This window comes from Polyangium fumosum, assembly GCF_005144585.1.
Taxonomy (GTDB): Bacteria; Myxococcota_A; Polyangia; order Polyangiales; family Polyangiaceae; genus Polyangium; species Polyangium fumosum.
Window position 1 is genome coordinate 1 of sequence record NZ_SSMQ01000081.1, and the last position, 18403, is coordinate 18403.

Genomic DNA, 18403 nt, shown 5'->3' on the forward strand with positions numbered 1-18403 from the left:
GGCCGCGCCGGGGCCGCAGCGCGCGCCGGGGCTGCGCGGACCGACGCGCGCGTCGGCCGACCTACCGCGGCGTGCCCAGCGCGCGAGGAGCGAGGCCCGCGGCCGCGGCGGCTCGACGGCACGGGCTGGTCGGGCTCGAAGCCCGGAGCGCGTGCGCGATAGATGCTCGTGCTGTCGTGGCCCACATCGGCGAAAAACGCCGTGTTCGGTCGAGGATCGGCGGGCGCCACGATGAGCAATCCGCCGGGCCGGAGCACACGATGAAACTCGCGATATGCGTCGACGATCACGCTCGGGCTGAGGTAGATGGCGACGTTCCGGAAAAACACGGCGTCCACCGAGGCCGCGGGCAACGTCGCCGCGTGGTGCACCACGTGCCCCACGTCGAAGTTCACCGCCCGCCGGACGAGGTCCGCCACCTCGGCGCTCGTTCCTTCGCCGCGCCGGAAGTAGCTGGCCGAGAGCCAGGCCGGCGCCTCGCGAAAGGCCCACGCGCCGTAGACGGCGGCGCGCGCCCTGCGGATCGCCTCGGGGCTGATGTCCGACCCGAGGATGCGGACGCGCGCGAGGGCGTTCGCGCCGAGCCGCGCGTGGACGGCGATGGCGATGGAATACGGCTCCTCGCCGGTCGCGCAGCCCGCCGAGAGCACACACGCGCCCGCGAGCGGATCGGCGGAGAGCCGCGCATGGAGCGCGTCGACCAGAAAATCGAAATGGCCGTTGTGCCGAAAAAAAAACGTCTCCCGGACCGTGAGGTGGTCGAGGAGCTCGGGCAGGAGCGAGGGCCACGTCGCCGGTTCCCGCTTCAGCGCCTCGACCGTGGTGCCGCGACGAACCGCGATGTGCTCGAGCCCGCGCGAGGCCTGGTCCGCCCAGTCGTCGCGGGGCGAGAGCCCACTCGCGCGCGCGATCGCGTCGAGCAACGCGTCGAGCCCACCCTCGCCGCTCATCGCCCCGGCGTCTCCTCGTGCCCCGCGCGCTCTGCCTCGGGAGGTTCGTCGAGGGGCGGGATGTCCGAGGTGGCGATGAGGCGGCTCAGGCTGAAGAGGAGCACGAGCCCTTTGGCGTCGCGGAGCGTCGCCCGCACGTAGGGCGCGATGGGCAAACTCGCCCCCGGCCCGTTCGTCCGTTCTCCCAGCGCGAACTCGCTCACGCCGAGCACCTCCTGCACGACGAGGCCGAGCCGCTGCTCGGCGTGCCGGCAGATGACGATTTGATCGTCGAGATCGAGCGTTCGCCCTCGGCGTTCGATCCGGGCCGCCACGTCGAGCACCGGGAGCGCCCGACCTCGGAGGTTCAAGAGCCCGTGCACCCACGGAGGCGCTTCGGGCAAGGGGGCCATCGCGGCCGCGGGGACCGCGCGTTCGACGACGTCGAGGGGCAAGGCGACCCGCGTCTGCTCGACCCGACAAACGACCGCCTGGATCTCGCCCGCGAGGGGCAGCGGTTCGTCGGCTTCGTGCGCCGACGTGGTGCACTCGAGCTCGTAGAGGCGTCGCTTGAGTTCGGCGATTTCCCGCCCGATGTCGTGCCGCGTGCTCACGGTCCCCCCGATGCGCGTGCCGGCTTTGCGAGCTGCGCGGAGACCGCCGCGACGATCGCGCGCGCGTCGCCCGTCTTGCGCAGATGACCCGCAGCGCCGAGGCGCTTGGCCGTCGCGCGGAGCAAGGTATCCGGTTGGTTGGAAAAAAGAACGACGGGCGTCCGGTGGAAGACGCCATTCTGCGAGAGCCGTCGGAGCAGGGCGCCGGCATCCTGCTCCGCGATGGACAGGTCGAGCAGGATCAGCGCGGGCGGCTCCCCGGCGAGCGCTTCGACGGCAGCCGTCGACGTGTTTGCCGTGAGCACGCGGAACCCCGCTTCTTCGAGCGCGCGTTGCACGACGCGGAGCACGGTGCGGCTATCGTCCACGACGAGGACGGTCTGCAGCAGCGGTCGCGCCGCGAGGGAGACGGCCTCGCGCCCCCGACGTTCGGCGCGCGCCGGGGCGTGGCTCCTGCTCTGCGTGGCCGCGCCCCGCAGCACGTCCGAGAGCGCCCGAACTGTCTCGTCGACGAGCCGCAGCGCGTCCTCGGGGCTCCGGCTCGTGTCCCGTCGCAGCTCCCCCACGGCCCCTTCGAGCCGATACGCGAGGTCCCGGAGCGCCGGCAGATCGACCATCAAGAGAATGCCTCGCAGCGTGTGCGCGTCGCGGGAGAGCTCACGCACGGCGGCTCGATCCGACGGGCAGGCCCGCAGCGAGTCCCGCGAGCGCACCATCGAGGCGAGGAGCAGCTCGGATTCCGCAAGGAAATCGCTCATGAGGAGCGGGTGCTCGGAGGCCATTTCGTATGCTCTGTCTTTCTCTGCGCGGATCGTGTCGACGCGCCGCGGGCCGGGCGGCCGAGCGACGGCGCCAGGATCTCAGCTCCCTGGGAGGAGACCCGACCGCACCTTGTCGAGCCACGCCCTCGCCGCGGCTTCGTCCCGGGAGAAATGTCGGTGCAGGGGCTTCCCGGTGAGCTTCGACACCGCACGCTGGACCATTTCGAGGACCACCTGAATATGGAAGTCCGCACCAAACGCGGCCATCGCGTGGGGCGGCACGCGCCTGGCCCAAGCGCTCATGTGATCCCGCGCCGCTGCATCGAGGGCGACGGTCTCGGACATATCAAAAAGGATGAGGTAATAGGGACGCGGGCCCGCCCACTCCTCCAGCCGCGAGAGTCCGGCCTTGTCGCTGCCATTCCCGCCACAGCTCCGCGCCTTGAGCAACACGAGGTCCGGCGGCTCGATGGTGATGTCGAAGCTGCCGGTTTCCGGGGCCTGCGCCCTCCGCGTGGAAGGGGGACCTTCGCCGCCGCTTTGCCGGGTGGATGCTTCGCCGAGAGGGTCCGAGAGGAACGCTGTCGCAGACATACGCACCCGGCTCGACGGCTCGATGAGCATCGCGGCTTCGAGCGCGCCGACGAGCTCCTGCGTGTCCTCGGGCTTCTGGATGGCGCCGTCGGCCCCGAGGCGATCCGCGAGCTTCTGCAAGACACCCTTGTGCATGTTGCTGCACAGGATCACGCGTACACGCGGCGCGGTGAAGGTCTCGCGGATCATCCGCATCAGACGCGGGCCGTCGAGCTGCGGCATATTGACGTCGAGCAACACGACCTCGCAGCCCGTCTCCCGTATCGCCTGCAAGCTCCCCTGGGGCCCGTGGTGAAAACGCGCGACCAAGCCCGCGCCGTCGAGCGTCCATGCCGCACGCCGGCCGAAGTCGTCGTCATCGTCGATGATGAGGACTTTTTTCCGAGGTGCAGCGATCACCCCCCGCCGCGGAACCCTGAGGGCTGTGTTGCGATGATTCAAAATCTCTCCCCATCGTTCGGATTAACACAATCAACAACCCGGCGTCAATCGCCATCACCGTGGTCTGTCCACGAAAATGCCCAGACCCGTCCACCGGCTCGACCCACCGGTCGAGGCCGCGAGTGACGTCAATACGATGACGATCTCGCCCCGCATCGCGCGACGCATGGTCAACGTAGAGACCACGGTGATTGGGGCCCCGCATCGCGCTGGCGTACGTGTGTTGTCCACCCTCCATGGAGTTCGCGTCCTTCTGGGACGCGGAATCCACGATTAAGGTGTCGGGGTTCCCGCGCAGGTCACCGGGGCGCTCGTGGCGCAGGCCTTCTCGAATGGTTTGCCCGCGACGCGATCCCCGAGGAAGGTGAGGATCTCCGGCAGCGCCCAGGTCGTGGCCCTCGTGTGCGAGGCGCCGGCGCACTCGAGGTAACGCATGGGCATCCCCGCGTCGCACAGCGCCCCGAACGCGACGCGCTCGGTCGGCGTATCGACCAGCGTGTCCGCCTCGCCCGTGACGAACAGGATGCCATAACTCGCCGCGTCCTTCTGGATGCGCGATACGCTCGTGGTGGTCAACCCATTCTCGGCGGCCATGCATCCCCACGGCGCGAACGCATCCAGCTTCCCGGACGCGGCGGCGTCGAGCGCCTCGGGCTGGAAAATGGACGTCAGCATGTCCTTGCCCGAAAGGAGATCGCCCGGATCACACCCCGCGCCGAGGGCGGCCGGGACCTCCGCGTCGAGGGGCGGGAGCAGCACCTCCGCGAGTTTGTCCGCCGCGCCGTACCAGCCCGCGCTCGCGCCATAAAAGGCGACCATGTTGTCCGTCGATTCGCGCTTCGTGGTGAGCGCGAGCGTGCCCTCGCCGAGCATGTCCGCGGGCGGGACGGTGGTCGCAATGCCGACGATCTCGAGTTCGCGCGCATAATAAGGCGCGAGACGATCGACCCAAAGCGCCGCGTGCCCGCCCTGGGATCCACCCACCACGGCGAGGCGCGTCGAGGGCCGCGCGCCGCCCTCGCGGATCTCCTCGGGCAAACGCAGGACCGCGCGGGCCGCGTCGAGCGAGGCGATGGCTGTCGCCTGGCCGACCAGGTACGGGTGCAAGAAGCCCGTGGGCGGCGGCTCGTTCTTGAGGCCGATGTAATCGGGCGCCACGACGACATACCCAATCGACGCGAGCGCGGCCGCGAGCGCCGCGGTATCCGTTTCTGCGCTCGGGCCGCAGCCGTCGGTGAAGCCGCTGGTGCCGTGCAGGACCATGAGCGTCGGCAGCGCCTCGGCGTCCTCGGGCACGCTCGTCGGCCACGCGAGCAGCGCCGTCGCCTCCACTGCCTTGCCGCGATCCTGCGTCACGTACGTGAAGACATGGGTCACGACGTCGTATTGCAGCGAGACGGGCAGGTTGCCGAGCGCCTCGGCCGCGAGCGCGTCGAGCAGGCCTTTGGGGTACGTGGCCGTCGCCCTGTGCGAGGTGATCTCGCCGAGCGAGAGATCCCTCTGCCAGGCGTGATCGGGCTGCCCGCAGCGGGCCGGGGCATCGGCGAGGGCGTTGGTCTCGGGTGTCCCCGCGACCTCGGGGGCCGGGATCTCCGGCTTCCCCGGGCCGCTGGGCGGCGGGGGACTGTCCTCCCCGCCACATGCGGCGAGGGCGAGGGTGCTGCCAAGGAGAATGCCGCGAACGCGGCGATCCAAAAGGTACCTCATGGGCCGCGCACCTTACGCGTTGCGCCGCGGGACGACAATGGCCTGCGCGCGCCGCGCAACGCAGAGCACGACCGACGAAGCGCGGATGTCAAAAGGATTCGCGCCGAAAACGCGCGCGCCGGCCTCGGATCAACGAGCCGCGTTCGCCGCGCGTCCGGAGCGCCAGTACAGGAAGCCGGCCACCAGGGGCGCCAGCGCCGCGACGAGAATCGAGCCTGCCACCAGCGTGCGTCCGCAGTCCCCGGCGCGCGCGCTCATCCACGAGCCCGGATGAAGCGCCACCACGAGGAACAAGGGCCCCTGTGTTCGCCAGCCCGCCGAGCGCAGCCGAGGTGTGAAGGCCGCGCCACCGGCCACGAGCAGCGTCACGAGCCACAGGATCCAGCCGAGCCGCTCGGCGCGAAGAATCGCTTCCATCGCACCCGGACCCGAGCACGCAAACGCGGAACCCGGGACCGCCAGCATGGCTGCGGCGATTCCCGAGAGGCACGACTGGAAAGAATTCGAGGGGCGCATGTTCGGAAAGTCAGCTAAGCAAACGATCTCGCGATGTCAAGAAACGTCGCTCGTGGGCATAACGGAGGGGACTCCAGGGTTGGAACAGGGTTCCGTTGACGAAATCGTCGCCATCGCGATCGCGTTTCCGGAGCCGTGGTGGGTAGCGCGCGCCCGGTTCCCCAACGAGGGGGGCGGCGGCTTTCAGATCGGCGATGGGTGACCCGGAAGGACGATTTCGATCGTCCCTGTCACGCCCGCGTGGGCACCTGCTCGGCCGGCCCTGGCGGGCCCGGGCGCGCCTTGCGGAGCACCTGATCCGGCTCGAGCGCGCGCGCCGTGAGCCCCGCGAGCGCGGCGCCGAGCAGCGGCGCGATCCAGAACATCCAGAGCTGCGCGAGCGCCCAGCCGCCCACGAACAGCGCTGGCCCCGTGGAGCGCGCAGGGTTGACGGAGGCATTGGTGATCGGGAGGTCGACGAGGTGAATCAGCGTCAGGCAGAGGCCAATCGCGATTCCGCCGAACGTATTCATCGCGCGCTTCGACGTGGCGCCGAGGATCACGACGACGAAAAAGAACGTCAGCACGACCTCGGCGAAAAACGCGGACGACGCGGCATAACCGGCCGGCGAGTGCGCGCCGTAGCCGTTCGCGCCGAGGCCGCTCGCGACGGGGTCGTAGCCGCCGGGCATGCCTCGCGCGATGAGCAGCAGGAGGCCCGCGCCGACGACGCCGCCGACGAGCTGGGCCACGATGTACGGCAGCACCTCCGCGCGCGGGAACCGCCCGGCTGCCGCGAGCCCCACCGTGACGGCCGGGTTGAGGTGCGCGCCCGAGATGTGGCCGAATGCGTAGGCCATGGTGAGTACGGTGAGGCCGAACGCGAACGCGACGCCGAGGTTTCCGATCTTGTCGCCCGCGATGACGGCGCTGCCGACGCCGCCGAGCACGAGCCAGCACGTCCCGACAGCCTCTGCGATGATCTTTTTTCCAATGGACATCAGAACTCCCCCCCTTTCCCCGAACGTGGGGTAGGGCGCGCGTACGTCCAGGCGCCCACCTGTTCACGTTCGACGCGGGAGATCCGGATCAAAACAGCCAAGCGAGCGCACCTCGCCAAGGCTCGCAGACGAGCGCCGCCGTTTCGGTCGCGCCAGCGAATCCGGAACGTCGCTCCTGCGGTTTCGTCTACCGCCCGGTTGTCTTTCCGGCCTTCGAGGGCGCGACCTGCTCATCTCTGGTGGCATTCGCCGATTCTTTCGACGTGTCCTCGCGTATCCCCTCCACGCAGGCCTCGATGGGCAAGGAAAACGAAAACGTGGTGGTCTCGCCGGGGACGCTGTGGGCCTCGATCCGCCCGCCGTGCGCTTCCACGAGGCCCCGCACGATGTAGAGCCCGAGCCCGAGCCCCTTGATCATGCTGCCTTTCGCGCGCCCTCGCTGAAATCGTTCGAACAGGGTGCGGATGTCCTCGGCGGCGATGCCCGGCCCCTGGTTCCGCACCGCCACCACCACCTCGTCGCCGCGCCGCTCCGCGACGAGCTCGATGGGGGTCCCGGGGGAGCCGTATTTGATCGCATTGGAGAGGAGGTTCTCCGCGACCTGCTCGATCCGTTGCGCGTCCACGAAGAGGGCCGGGATCTCGCCGTGGATCGAGAGCGTGACGCGCTCGCGGCTGCCGCTCGCCTCGAGGACGCGCCCGAGCAGCGCAGGGAGGTCGGCCTTCGCGCGCAAGAGCTCCAGCCTGTGTGCCTCGATTCTCGACACATCGAGCAGGTCGCCGATCATGCGGCTGAGCCGCGCTGCACTTCCGACGATCCGCTCGCCGCGGCTGCGCGCCGTGGCGTCGGCCCCGGAGCGCGCGAGGACCCCGGCGAGCGTCATGATGGTCGCGACCGGCTGGCGCAGGTCATGGGCCACCACGCTGGTCCATTCCTGGCGCAATCGTTCGAGCTCCTTCAGCGGCGTGATGTCCTCGTACGTCACCACGGCGCCGACGATCTCGCCGCCCTCGTCGCGAATGGGGGACACATTGTTCAAGACGGGCACGTCGGGCTCGTGGGGCGTCCGGATGATGAGCTCCCGTCCTGTGACGATCTCGCCGCGAAGGGCACGATCCAGCGAGATATCCTCATCGGGGACCGGCGAGCCGTCCGGCAGGTGGAGCCGCTGCCGCAAGAGGCCGAGCACGTCCGTCGGCATGGCCTGCCCCATGAGCTCCTCCGCCTTGTGGTTCATGAGAAACTCCGGCCCTTTGTCCAGCTTGCAGAGCACGATTCCAATGGGCGAGCGATCGATCACGGTCCGGAGCCACCGCCGCTCCGTGGACAACGCGTGAACGAGCCGTTCACGCTCCGCTTCGAGCCGGTGCTGCTCGGTCACGTCGTCATTGATGGCGAAAGCCCCGAGGAGCCGGCCGTTCGGATCTCGCACCGGCGCCGCCGAGTTCAGCACGAACTTGCGGATGCCGTCGAAGGTCTGGATCTCGACGAGCTCGTTCAGCGCGGTCTCGCCTTTCTTCACGGCGCGAGAGAGGGCCCATTCGTCCGACTTGACCTCCTTGCCCGTGTCGGCCCACCATCCCTTGTATTCGTCGAATTGTTCGGGTCCGACGAACCTCGCCCCGCCCCAGATGCGGTGTCCGGCGGGGTTGATCAGGACCAGGTGGCCGTGCTCGTCGGAGACCCATACCCCGACCGGCAACGTCTCGAGGACCTTCCGGAAGAGCGCCTCGCTCTTCTGGAGCGCCTTCTCCGCGCGGCGCTGCTCCGTCACGTCCTCGACCGTCCCCCACATGCGGATCGCGCGCCCCGCGTCGTCGCGGCTCACGTCGCAGTCCACGTGCAGGATCCGCTCCCGGTCGTCGGCGGCGAGGATACGGTGATCGATCGAATACGAGGAGGCGGCCCCGTCGAGGGCGCCTCGTATGACTTCCTCGACCTCCACGCGATCGTCGGGATGCACGAACGAAAGGAAGTCCTCGCAGGTCTTTTTTTCGGCTGAGGGGGGCAGGCCGAAGAGGCGGGAGCACTCGTCCGACCAGAAGACCTCGTTTGTGTCGATCTCCCATTCCCAGCTCCCGAGATGGGCGATCCGCTGGGCGCGGGCGAGGCGCTCCCGGCTCCGTCGCAGCGCATTCTCCTCCGCCGGACGCGCGGAGCCGAGCGCGGCCCCGATCAAACTGGCGAGGGCCGAAAGCATGGGGAGTGTCCGGTCCTCACCGTTTTTGGCAGGCGCCGCGAAGCAAAGGAGGAGCCCGAGCAGACGCTCCCCGGCCACGAGGGGCGCCGCGAGGGCTCTCTGGCCGCATCCGAGCTCCGCGGCCACGCGCGCGTCGGAGGGGGCGTTTTTTGCTGCGGCGTCGACCTCCGCGGCTTTGCGCGTGCGCGCCACCCGGGCAATCAGGCTGGCGGATTCGAGCGGGAGCGAGGCGAGACGGGCGAGCAGCGCCTCAGGTGCGCCGTGATGCGCGGAAACGGCGAGCGTACGCCCGTCTTCGCTGACGCCGTAAAAGAGCGTCACGTGTGTGTCGAGCGCCGAGGCCACGAAGTCGACGGCGATGCGGTGCGCGTCCCGAGGCTCGACGGAGCTGCTCAGGAGGCGCGCCGCGAGCGTGGAAAACGTATCTTCGCTGCTGGCAACGATGCTTGTGTCGGCGCCCGCCATCTTGTCCCACGCCGCGCCAGTAAAACATGATCAAGGCTTCGTGTCACGCTTACAAAGTTCGTCGAAAGTAGGAGCCTGCTCGCGCTCGTGCGCCGGGGGCTTCGTCGGATCAGGCGCTCCCACGAACCTGACGCCCTCGTGGCAGCGTCGGCTCGCTCGAACCGAGCGGAGCTTCAATAACGAGCCATGTAGTCAGCAGACAGGGTCATCAGCCGGCGCGTCACCACGCCCGGCTTTCCGTTGCCGATTGCGAGGTCGTCGACCTGGACCACCGGCACGATGTTTTTGTTGGTCGCCGTGAGAAACGCTTCCTCGGCCGAGGCGAGCTCCGTTTCCGCGACGTCTCGTTCCTCGAACACGATTCCGGCTTTTTTCGCGAGATCGAGGACGAGATTTCGCGTCGTCCCGAGGAGCACCGCGTCACGCGCGGTGATCAGGCGCCCGTCCTTCACGAGGAAGAAGTTGCTCGTGGAGCACTCCAGGACCCTGCCATGCACCACGTAGAGGATTTCCACCGCCCCGGCGCGGATTCGCTCTTTCTGCAGGCGCACCGCGGCGAGATAGTCCGTCGTTTTGGCCTCCGGCACGATTCGCTCGTGTGCGCACCGGATGACCTTCGCTCCCTTCTCGAAGACCTTCCTGGGGAGCATTTGGATGGGCTCCGAGAGAACATACAAACGCGGCTCGTCGACGAGGAGCCCATTCCTGGCGACGCCGCCCGTGAGCAGAAGCCGGATGTTGCAGTCCTCCCCTTCGTTCTTCGCGAGCAGCCGATCGATCGCCTCGCGCACGGCCTTCTCCGGGAGCGGGATCTTCATGCCGAGGAGCTTCGCCGAGCGTTGCAAGCGCCTCCAGTGCTCCTTCCACAAGAATGGTTTGCCGTTCACCGTCTTCAGGAAATCGAACACGCCATAACCACGCAAGACCGCCAGATCCGTGACCGGCAACGTCGCCTTCTCCGTCGGCACTATCTTTCCGTCGTGATAGCAGTGAGGCTTCATGCGGCCCCCACCTTAGCAGGCGGGCCGCTTGGCGTGCCAGGGCGCCGTGCGTCGGGAGGGCCGCGGGTCGGTTTGGCAAAGCACGCGCAGGCGTGCCCGTTCCTGTCGTGCGCGGCAGTTCGCCGACGAGCGCGAGTGGCCCGTGCACCACGTGGGTCTTATATTCGTCGGAGGACGAGCCGCCTGCATGAGCCTGGCCGTAAAGCGAGAGCCGGAGGCATCGGTCTCCAGTCCGGACCGTGCGAAGTCGCTCGTGCTCCGCGCCGCGAAGCCTGGACAGGGAGGCGAACCGCCCGGGGGCGGGTCGCGCTCGCCGTCGGCGAATCCGTGGCGGCGCTCGCTGCCGGCGCCTGCTCGCCGGAATACGTGATCGAAACGCTCCTCGTGCAGCTCGAGCGTCATCTCGACGCGCGGATCGCCTGCCTGTACGGCTTTGTCGACGGTCCACCGCTTCGGCTGCTCGCGCAGCACGGCATCCCGAGCGCGGCCCTTGCCGGGGTATCGGAGATCGCGCCCGCGCAAGGACCCACCCTCGTGACCGAGGTCATCGCAATGCGGAGCCCCCTTCGTGTCGAGGCGGCCATGCCCGAGGCCAGCACATTCGTCGATGCTCGCACGATCGTTTCGTGTTGCGAGGTGAAGGTCGTGATCGTGGCGCCTCTCGTCGCCGCAGGGCAAATCCTCGGGGCGGTCACGTGTGGCATCGGGCACGAGCTCTCCGATCGCGACGAGGAGCAAGCCGTCGTCGTGGCGCTCGCCTCCGTGTTCGCGTGGGCGCTCGACGGGGCCCGGTCGCAGGAGCGATTGCTCAAACACATCGACGAGCTCGCGCGTGCCCAGGAGGTGCTCCGCGATGTGGAAGAACGCCTCAACCGTACGATCGACGACGCGTCCATCGGAATGGCGCTGGTGGGCCTCGACGGCCGCTTCGTCCGCGTCAACCGTGCGCTCTGCGATATCGTCGGTTACGGTCGCGAAGAGCTCGAGCGCCTGCGCTTTCAGGACATCACCCACCCCGAAGATCTCGAGGTCGATCTCGAGCAAGTCGCGCGGCTGCTGCGTGGGGACATCGAGCGGTATCAGCTCGCCAAGCGGTACGTTCGCAAGACGGGCGAGGTCGTCGACGTCATGCAGAGCGCCTCGATGGTGCGCGACGCCCGCGGCATCCCGCTCCATTACATTTCACAGATCGAGGACATCACCGAAAAACGACGGATCGAGGATCGGCTGCGGCAGAGCGAGCGCAAGTACCACGCGATCTTCCACAGCGCCCGCGAGGCGATCGTGCTCCTGGACGAGCAGATGCGCTTCGTCGACGCGAACCCGGCCGCGTGCGAGCTCTTTCACGAGACGCGCGAGGCGCTGATCGGGCGGCGGATGACGTCCCTGGTCACGCCCACCACGGTGGCGCTGCTCGAAGAGCCGTGGCGGCGCCTCTCCGTGCAAGGGGAGCTCGACCTCGAGATCACCCTGCACCTCCACGACAGCAGCACGATCCCCGTCGAGCTCGGCGCGAGGGCGCATTTCGTCCCGGGGTTTCACCTCGTGACCCTGCGCGACGTCTCGCGCCGCAAGCGCACCGAGGCGGCGCTGCGCCTCAGCGAGGCGCGCTTCCGGTTCCTCGCGGAGAACGCCTCGGACGTCGTGTATCAGGTCTCCTTCAAGCCGCGCCGTCGATTCGAATACGTGAGCCCCTCCGTGCTCGCCATGACCGGCTATTCCGTCGAGCAATGGTACGCCGATCCCGATCTCGGCATGAAGATCGCGCACGAGGACGATCGAGAGGCCTACGAGCGTTTTCGGAGCGATAACGAGGCCGAGTCGCTCCTCATCCGGTTTCATCGAAAAGACGGGGCGCTCGTGTGGGCGGAGATCAAGGGCACGACCATAAGGGACGAGTTCGGTGTCCCGATCGGGCTCATCGCTGTGGCGCGCGACGTCACCGAGCGAAAGAGAGCGGAGCAGGAGCGCGAGCTCCTCCTCGAACAAATGGAGGCCGATCGGAGCCGGTTGAGGAGCGTCATCGAGCACACGCCGGTGGGGATCGTGCTGGCCGTCGGGGCGAAAGGGGATCGGCTCTTGGCGAACCGCAGGGCCGCGGAGATCCTGGGCCGACCCCCGCGGCCCGACGAGGTCTCGTCGTCGTACCTCGCGGCCCTTTGTGATCCGTCCGGAAAAACCCTTTCCCCGGAGAAGCACGCCATGGCGCGCGCATTGCGCGGCGAGCGAGGAGACGCGCAGCCGCGAGCTGCGCGTGGGCCGCCCGGACAATCCTGGGTTGCCAGTGCTCGAGAGCGCGGGCCCCGTCCGCGACGCGCATGGCCACATCGTCGGCGCCATTGCGACGTACGAGGACATCACGCGGCTCAAGTGGCTCGAGCAAATGCGCGACGAGTGGAGCTCCATCGTGGCGCACGAGCTGCGCCAGCCCCTCACGGCGATCGCCAGCCACGCGGCGCTGCTCGCGCGCACCGAAGAGCCCACGCAGAAGCGGCGCGCGGAGAACATTTCGCAAAGCGCCGCGCGGCTCAACCGGTTGATCGGGGATCTGCTGGATACCACCCGCATCGACGCGAAGCAGCTCGAGCTCGCGCTCGAGCCGACGGATCTGCCTTTGCTCGTGCGGGGCGCCGTCGAGCGCGCCTCCCTCGGAGGGCGAGGCGAGATCGTGATCGTGGGGCAGATCCCGCGGGTGCTCGTGGATCCCACGCGTATCGAGCAGGTGCTCGGGAACCTCCTTTCGAATGCCGTGAACTATGGAGCGGCCGATACGCCGATCCGCGTATGGGTCGAGGGCACGGAGGAGGGCGCGCGCATCTCGGTGCACAACCGGGGGACGCGGATTCCGGCCGAGGACATTCCACGCCTCTTTCAGCGGTTTCGGCGGCTGCACAAGGGGCCCGTGCTCGGGGTGGGTCTCGGGCTGTACGTTTGTCGGGGCATCGTCGAGGCGCACGGCGGGAGGATCTGGGTCGAGAGCGACGACGCGGGGACGACGTTCCGGTTTTCGTTGCCGAGGGCGGAGATCGAGGCCGCGCGGGGGTGATGCCGTCATGGGCAAAGGCAGGAGGCGCCAGGAAGGGTGCAGAGACGGGCGCTGCAGGATCGAGGATGGTCGGGCCGCCATCCCAGCCGGTGATTCCGCCGGCGAGGGATGATGCATGTCGATCAAGAACGATCCGGGGCGGAGCTCCCTGCCTTCGTCGCCTCCCGAGGCCTGGGAGCCGCTCTTGCGTTTCACGCGGCTCGCGGGCCGTCCGCTCGAGCGTTTCCTCCGGATCGAGGCCGCGAGCGGCATTCTGCTGCTCGTCGCGGCGGCCGTCGCGCTCGTCTGGGCAAACTCGCGGTGGGCCGAGAGTTACTTCCACCTCTGGAACTCGCCGATCGGGATTCGTGTCGGCGCGTTCGCCTTCGAGCGGACGCTCGCGGGGTTCGTCAATGACGGCCTGATGGTGATTTTCTTTTTCGTCGTCGGAATGGAGATCCGCCGCGAGATCCACCACGGCGAGCTTTCCGAGTGGCGTCGCGCGGCGCTGCCCGCCGCGGCTGCGCTGGGCGGCATGCTCGCGCCGGCGGCGCTGTACCTCGCTTTCGCCGGGGCTCCTGCGACCCGCTCGGGGTGGGGCGTCCCAATGGCCACGGACATCGCTTTCGCCGTCGGTATCCTCACCCTGCTCGGCAAGCGTGTCCCCGCGGCGCTGCGCGTGCTCCTGCTCGCGCTTGCCGTCATCGACGACCTCGGGGCCATCGTCGTCATCGCGCTGTTTTATTCGTCGGGAATCGTGGTCTCGGGGCTCCTCGTCGCCGCGGCAGGGTTTGGCGGGGTGCTCCTGATGCAGCGGTTCGGCGTGCGCGTGAAGCTCGCGTACGTCCTGCCGGCCCTCGTCGCGTGGGCCGGCATCTATGCGGCCGGCGTGCATCCGACGATCGCCGGTGTGCTCGTCGGGCTCGTGACGCCCGTGCGCGCGTGGCTCGGGCCGGAGGGATTCGTCGCCGGCGTTCGCGGAGACATCGAGCAGCTCGCGAAGGCCCCGCCGGAGGCGCTCTCGTCGCACGAGCTCGCGGCGACGCTGCGTCACGTGGACGCCCTGCGCCGGGAAGCCATGTCGCCCGCCGAGAGCCTGATCGAATCCCTGCACCCCTGGGTGGCCTTTGGTATCATGCCGGTGTTTGCGCTGGCGAATGCGGGCGTTTCGGTGACGGGTGGCTCGCTCGATCCCGCTGCGTGGCGTGTCTTCGTGGCCGTCGCCGTGGGTCTCGTCGTGGGCAAACCACTCGGTGTGCTCCTCGCGAGCGCGATCGTGTTGCGCCTGCGCGTCGCGACGTTGCCGCGGGGAATGCGTTTGCGGCACCTCGTGGTGCTGGGGGTCGTCGCGGGTGTGGGGTTCACGATGGCGCTGTTCATCGCGCAGCTTGCTTTTGAGGATGCGTCGCTGCTCGCCGCGGCGAAGCTCGGCGTGCTCGCGGCGAGCGGCGCGGCGGCAATCGTCGGCCTCGTCCTCGGACGGCTGCTGCTCGCGCCCGTGCAGACGGCGGGCGCCGCGCAGACGGCCGACGAGGCGGAGAGCTCAACGGAGGCGTGAGCTTACGGAATGGAGTGTCGAGCGGGAGGCGCGTTCAGGGGGCGAGCCAGGCGACGAAGAAGTCGCTCTGTCCGGGGACCGTGTTGTGCACCTTCGGGGCTCCGCCGAAATCGATGGAGGCGTTGCGCCCCGTGAGGATGACGCGCCCGGTGTGATCCATACGAATCGCCGCGGTCTCGTCCTCGGCCTGCGTACTGAACCGCTGATTCGCGAGCCAGCCACCGGACGGATCGAACTTCGCGAGGAAGATATCGAGAGCGCTGGTATTCACGAGCGGACCGCCGCCGAGATCCGCCGTTCCGACGTAACTCCCTCCGACGATGACGTTATCGGCGCCGTCCACGTCGATGGACATGCCCTGCGTGCTCGCCGCCTGGACGACGCTGACGAGGCCTCGGCTCCAGAGGTGATGGCCCGAAGGATCGTATTTGGCGAGAGCCGTGTCGGGACTGCCCGGGTTCACGATCGGACCGCCCCCCATGTCCACGGACCAGTTGAATGGCGCCAAGAGGAGGATGTTGTCGGCGCTGTCCACGGCGACGTCATGCATCGTCCCGGAGGCGGTACCTTCGAAGCTCTGGCTCCAGAGGTGGTTGCCCGCGTCGTCGAACTTCGCGAGGAAGGTATCGCGATCGTACCCCGCCGTGAGCGGCGCTCCGCCAAAATCGGTCGTCCCCAGGATGTCACCCGTGAGGACGATGTTGTCCCCGCTGTCGACGGCCAACGCGGCGCTCTGCGAGCCTCCGAAGCTCTTGGCCCATACGACGCTGCCGTTCGGGCTCAATTTCATGAGCACGGCGCTGATCAGGCCATTGGTGTGGAGCGTCGTGCCGATCTCGTCGAAGGTCAGGTCGCCGGCCGTCATGTAACCAGCCACGACGATATCGCCGTCGCTGTTCGTGAGCACGTCGACGCCCGCTTGGTCTCCCGGGGCAGGGAAGACGCGCGTCCAGAGCAGGTTCCCGTCCGGATCCAGCTTCGACACGAGGATGTCCTGATTGACCGGGAGGCCAGAGGGCATGTCGTCGCAGATCATGCCTCCGAAGACATACCCGGTGACGATGACATTGCCTTCTCGATCGAACGCGACTCCGTTCCCATCGCCATTCCTTGCGTGGAGTTGACGGGTCCAGAGCGGCTTGCTCTCCGCGTCGAGTTTTGCGACGAAGATGTCCGGCCCCACGTCGTACGCTTGGACGGGCGAACCGTCGCCGAGGTCCAAAACACCCGAAAAGGTTCCGGTGACGGCCACGTTGTTCGCAGGGTCGACGTCGACGGCCGAGCTCACCTGCAGGGGCACGATACCTGGGCTCTGGACGCCCTCGCCGCAGCTATTCGCGCCGCCGCCGCCGCCGCCGCTGCCGCTGCCTGCGTCGCCGCCGCTGCCACCGCTGCCGCCGCTGCCGCCGCTGCCGCTGGGATCCGGCGGCGTTTGTGTGGAACTGGCGATGTCTCCAGCCGGGGCGGTGCCGCAGGAAGCCGTCCCGAGCACGCAAGGCAGGAACACGAGCGCGCTGGCCATCCCGAGAAATGAGTGTTTCATAAGGATCCTCCGGAAACGAGCCCCGAGGGCATATGCGCGCCCTCGGGCGGCTCAAGGGGGTGTCGTCCGATCGTGCGTGGGCAGCGACGCAGACTACACAATTCGGAGGGTAGTCGCACTCTTCGCTCCTTGTAAACGTGGCCTTCGTGTCGTAAACGTGCTCACGGTGTGCTCACCCACGTCCCGTGGAAGCCGAAGGGGACACGCTGGGGCAATTGGACACGGGCCACCGGGGCCGCGCCGAAGGTCTCGGCATCCAGTACGACGAGCTCGCTGCCGTCACGCTCGCCGTCGTAGACGATGCTGAGCAGATAACCTGCGTCTTCGGAAGGGTCATCGCCCCTGGGGACGAAGACGCATTCGCCCGGAATGCGCCGCGGTCCGAGATCCTGCGCGGCCGAGGCGCCCGTCGCCGCGTCGTAGCGGCGCAAGCGCGCGCTCGTCGGGGCGCCGCCCACGAAATCGCACAGCTCGACGACGTAGGTGTAGCGATGCGGCCGCCCGACGCGGCGGTCGTCGATGCGAGGAAAATCGACGATACGCTCGTCGATCGCCCGTTCGCGGGTTTGCCCGGACCCGAGGTCGATCTCCCAGCGATGGAGACACGGTGGGCTGGCCTCGAAGCGCGCGCAGCGGGTCCCCTCCAGGACGATCGTCCCGTCGCGCTCGAATGCATTGGCGGTGTGGCTGAGGTGACCCGGCTCGATGTCGAACCAGCGCGCCGCCCCTCCCGCGCGCGGCACCACGCCGAGGCGCGCCGTATGGGTCTCGCTCCACGCGAAGGGCATCCCGTCGCCCCAGTCGCGCGTCATGCGGGCGGGTGAATCGAAAAAGACCGCATCGTGCTCCGTGAGGGCGAAGTCATGCATGTGGGAGGGGCTGTCGACCTCGATTTCCCGCTTCGAGATCACCCGCCCCCCCGCATCGGCGATGTAATAGGTGAGGTAAGGCCGCACCGTCTGGTAGCTGAAGAAGTGGAGCTCGCCCGTCGAGGGACAACGTTTCGGGTGCGCCGTCATGGGGGTGTCGAGGGCTCCGTCGAAATCGAAGATGCCGACGGTCGACAGCTCCCGATCGAGCTGCATCGGCAGCGCCGCCTCGACCATCGAGAGGAGCCGGCCCGCGTGCTCGATGATGTGCGTATTCGAAGTGCCGCCGCCGCGCAGCCGCCGCGCACGAGCCGCGCTCGTGTCCTCGCCGTTCGCCGCCGCGTCGAGGTTCGTCCCGCCATACCTGGCGGTCCGTACGTAACGGTTTCGGTACCAGCGCGCTTTTCCGTTGTCGAGGTGGACGCCGTGCACCATCCCGTCGCCGAACCACCAATGCCGGGAGGCGCCGTCCTTGGGATTGGGTCCGTTGCGCACGTAGGTCCCGGCGAGGTCGCGCGGGAGCTCGCCCGCCACGGGCAGGTCGTGCGCCGTCACCTCGTCGACGACCGGCGCAAAGGGACCGCGCAACCAGAACGGCTGGGCGGCAGAACGAGCATCGGCCTCTTCGCGGGTGGACATGCGCCTCTTCCTTGTCGTTGCTTGAGTTCTCAACTAACACCCTTGCATCTCCCTCGCAAGTGATTTATTTGAGTGCTCAACAAAAGAGAGGCGCACATGTCGGCGTATCATCTGACGTTCTTTTTCGACTTGAACCGGGCACACGCGACCGTGATCCGCCGCTTCGACGCCTCGCTCGGCGGGGTGCACGGCATCGGCCTCAACGACCTGCACCTGCTCCAGGTGCTCGATCACGCGCCCGAGCGCCGGCTCCGGCGGATCGATCTGGCAGCGCAGCTCGGCGTGACGGCCTCGGGCGTGACGTGGATGTTGCGCCCGCTGACGCAGCGCGGGCTCGTCACGAGCCAGCCGAGCGAAGAGGACGGACGTGTCACGTTTGCGGTGCTGACCCCAGCGGGGCAAAAGCTCCTCGCGGACGCCGTGCCGACGGCCCGACGGATTGCGGCGGATCTTCTGGGCCCGGAGGCAAACAAGGAGGAGCTCACGAGGGTCGCGGCGGTGATCACGCGGCTCGGTTGAAGGACGTCGTCCCGGCTCGGCCGAGGGAACGGGATCGCACGA

At 68.3% G+C, this 18403-nt stretch carries 14 protein-coding genes and 1 pseudogene; 4 read left to right on the forward strand and 11 right to left on the reverse strand.

Features of this window, described 5'->3' with window-relative positions; all coding sequences use genetic code 11:
• From E8A74_RS44005 to E8A74_RS44045, 9 genes are all read right to left on the reverse strand, one after another.
• Positions 1-950: CheR family methyltransferase (locus E8A74_RS44005; protein ID WP_136935151.1), on the reverse strand; the 950-nt coding region annotated here is incomplete at its 3' end.
• The gene (locus E8A74_RS44010; protein ID WP_170229843.1) at positions 947-1543 is read right to left on the reverse strand and encodes a chemotaxis protein CheW; all 597 of its coding nucleotides are present in this window, start codon (positions 1541-1543) and stop codon (positions 947-949) included. The genes E8A74_RS44005 and E8A74_RS44010, both read right to left, overlap by 4 nt.
• Positions 1540-2325, reverse strand: a complete 786-nt coding sequence (locus E8A74_RS44015; RefSeq protein WP_136935153.1) for a response regulator — start codon at positions 2323-2325, stop codon at positions 1540-1542. The genes E8A74_RS44010 and E8A74_RS44015 overlap by 4 nt, the downstream gene beginning before the upstream one ends.
• A gap of 78 nt (positions 2326-2403) precedes the next feature.
• On the reverse strand, positions 2404-3297 hold the full coding sequence (locus E8A74_RS44020; protein WP_170229844.1) for a response regulator: 894 nt from the start codon (positions 3295-3297) through the stop codon (positions 2404-2406).
• A 315-nt stretch (positions 3298-3612) separates the two neighbouring features.
• Positions 3613-5046, reverse strand: a complete 1434-nt coding sequence (locus tag E8A74_RS44025) for a lipase family protein (protein ID WP_136935155.1) — start codon at positions 5044-5046, stop codon at positions 3613-3615.
• A gap of 129 nt (positions 5047-5175) precedes the next feature.
• Positions 5176-5463: a hypothetical protein gene (locus E8A74_RS44030; RefSeq protein WP_136935156.1), complete on the reverse strand. Its 288-nt coding sequence runs from the start codon at positions 5461-5463 to the stop codon at positions 5176-5178.
• 329 nt (positions 5464-5792) lie between these two features.
• Positions 5793-6542: an aquaporin Z gene (gene aqpZ, locus E8A74_RS44035; protein WP_136935157.1), complete on the reverse strand. Its 750-nt coding sequence runs from the start codon at positions 6540-6542 to the stop codon at positions 5793-5795.
• 187 nt (positions 6543-6729) lie between these two features.
• Positions 6730-9207 (reverse strand): sensor histidine kinase, encoded by a 2478-nt coding sequence (locus E8A74_RS44040; protein ID WP_136935158.1) that lies wholly within the window; start codon positions 9205-9207, stop codon positions 6730-6732.
• 173 nt (positions 9208-9380) lie between these two features.
• Positions 9381-10208, reverse strand: a complete 828-nt coding sequence (locus tag E8A74_RS44045; protein WP_136935159.1) for an aminotransferase class IV — start codon at positions 10206-10208, stop codon at positions 9381-9383.
• Positions 10209-10592: 384 nt separating this feature from the next.
• On the opposite strand from E8A74_RS44045, the pseudogene E8A74_RS56200 reads away from it, so the two are divergent.
• From E8A74_RS56200 to nhaA, 3 genes and pseudogenes are all read left to right on the forward strand, one after another.
• Positions 10593-12323, forward strand: a pseudogene (locus E8A74_RS56200) (PAS domain S-box protein); the annotation flags it as partial.
• A gap of 169 nt (positions 12324-12492) precedes the next feature.
• Entirely contained in the window at positions 12493-13254 is a 762-nt protein-coding gene (locus tag E8A74_RS44070; protein WP_232380018.1) for a sensor histidine kinase, read from the forward strand.
• A gap of 115 nt (positions 13255-13369) precedes the next feature.
• Positions 13370-14791: a Na+/H+ antiporter NhaA gene (gene nhaA, locus E8A74_RS44075; protein ID WP_136935162.1), complete on the forward strand. Its 1422-nt coding sequence runs from the start codon at positions 13370-13372 to the stop codon at positions 14789-14791.
• A 34-nt stretch (positions 14792-14825) separates the two neighbouring features.
• Here nhaA and E8A74_RS44080 read toward each other — a convergent pair whose 3' ends face one another.
• Together E8A74_RS44080 and E8A74_RS44090 are read right to left on the reverse strand one after the other, a co-directional pair.
• The gene (locus E8A74_RS44080) at positions 14826-16334 is read right to left on the reverse strand and encodes a hypothetical protein (protein WP_170229845.1); all 1509 of its coding nucleotides are present in this window, start codon (positions 16332-16334) and stop codon (positions 14826-14828) included.
• Between the two features lie 161 nt (positions 16335-16495).
• On the reverse strand, positions 16496-17842 hold the full coding sequence (locus tag E8A74_RS44090; protein WP_136935165.1) for a carotenoid oxygenase family protein: 1347 nt from the start codon (positions 17840-17842) through the stop codon (positions 16496-16498).
• 96 nt (positions 17843-17938) lie between these two features.
• Between E8A74_RS44090 and E8A74_RS44095 the strand changes: the two genes are divergently transcribed.
• A complete protein-coding gene (locus E8A74_RS44095; protein WP_136935166.1) occupies positions 17939-18361 on the forward strand; it encodes a MarR family winged helix-turn-helix transcriptional regulator in 423 nt (140 codons plus the stop codon).
• The last annotated feature ends 42 nt before the right edge of the window (positions 18362-18403 follow it).

What these genes read in the sequence shown, in the direction of transcription:
- E8A74_RS44015 (WP_136935153.1), bottom strand. Translation starts at nt 2,325, where the DNA reads ATGGCCTCCGAGCACCCGCTCCTCATGAGCGATTTCCTTGCGGAATCC.
- E8A74_RS44025 (WP_136935155.1), bottom strand. Translation starts at nt 5,046, where the DNA reads ATGAGGTACCTTTTGGATCGCCGCGTTCGCGGCATTCTCCTTGGCAGC.
- E8A74_RS44030 (WP_136935156.1), bottom strand. Translation starts at nt 5,463, where the DNA reads ATGGAAGCGATTCTTCGCGCCGAGCGGCTCGGCTGGATCCTGTGGCTC.
- aqpZ (WP_136935157.1), bottom strand. Translation starts at nt 6,542, where the DNA reads ATGTCCATTGGAAAAAAGATCATCGCAGAGGCTGTCGGGACGTGCTGG.
- E8A74_RS44040 (WP_136935158.1), bottom strand. Translation starts at nt 9,207, where the DNA reads ATGGCGGGCGCCGACACAAGCATCGTTGCCAGCAGCGAAGATACGTTT.
- E8A74_RS44045 (WP_136935159.1), bottom strand. Translation starts at nt 10,208, where the DNA reads ATGAAGCCTCACTGCTATCACGACGGAAAGATAGTGCCGACGGAGAAG.
- nhaA (WP_136935162.1), top strand. Translation starts at nt 13,370, where the DNA reads ATGTCGATCAAGAACGATCCGGGGCGGAGCTCCCTGCCTTCGTCGCCT.
- E8A74_RS44080 (WP_170229845.1), bottom strand. Translation starts at nt 16,334, where the DNA reads ATGAAACACTCATTTCTCGGGATGGCCAGCGCGCTCGTGTTCCTGCCT.
- E8A74_RS44090 (WP_136935165.1), bottom strand. Translation starts at nt 17,842, where the DNA reads ATGTCCACCCGCGAAGAGGCCGATGCTCGTTCTGCCGCCCAGCCGTTC.
- E8A74_RS44095 (WP_136935166.1), top strand. Translation starts at nt 17,939, where the DNA reads ATGTCGGCGTATCATCTGACGTTCTTTTTCGACTTGAACCGGGCACAC.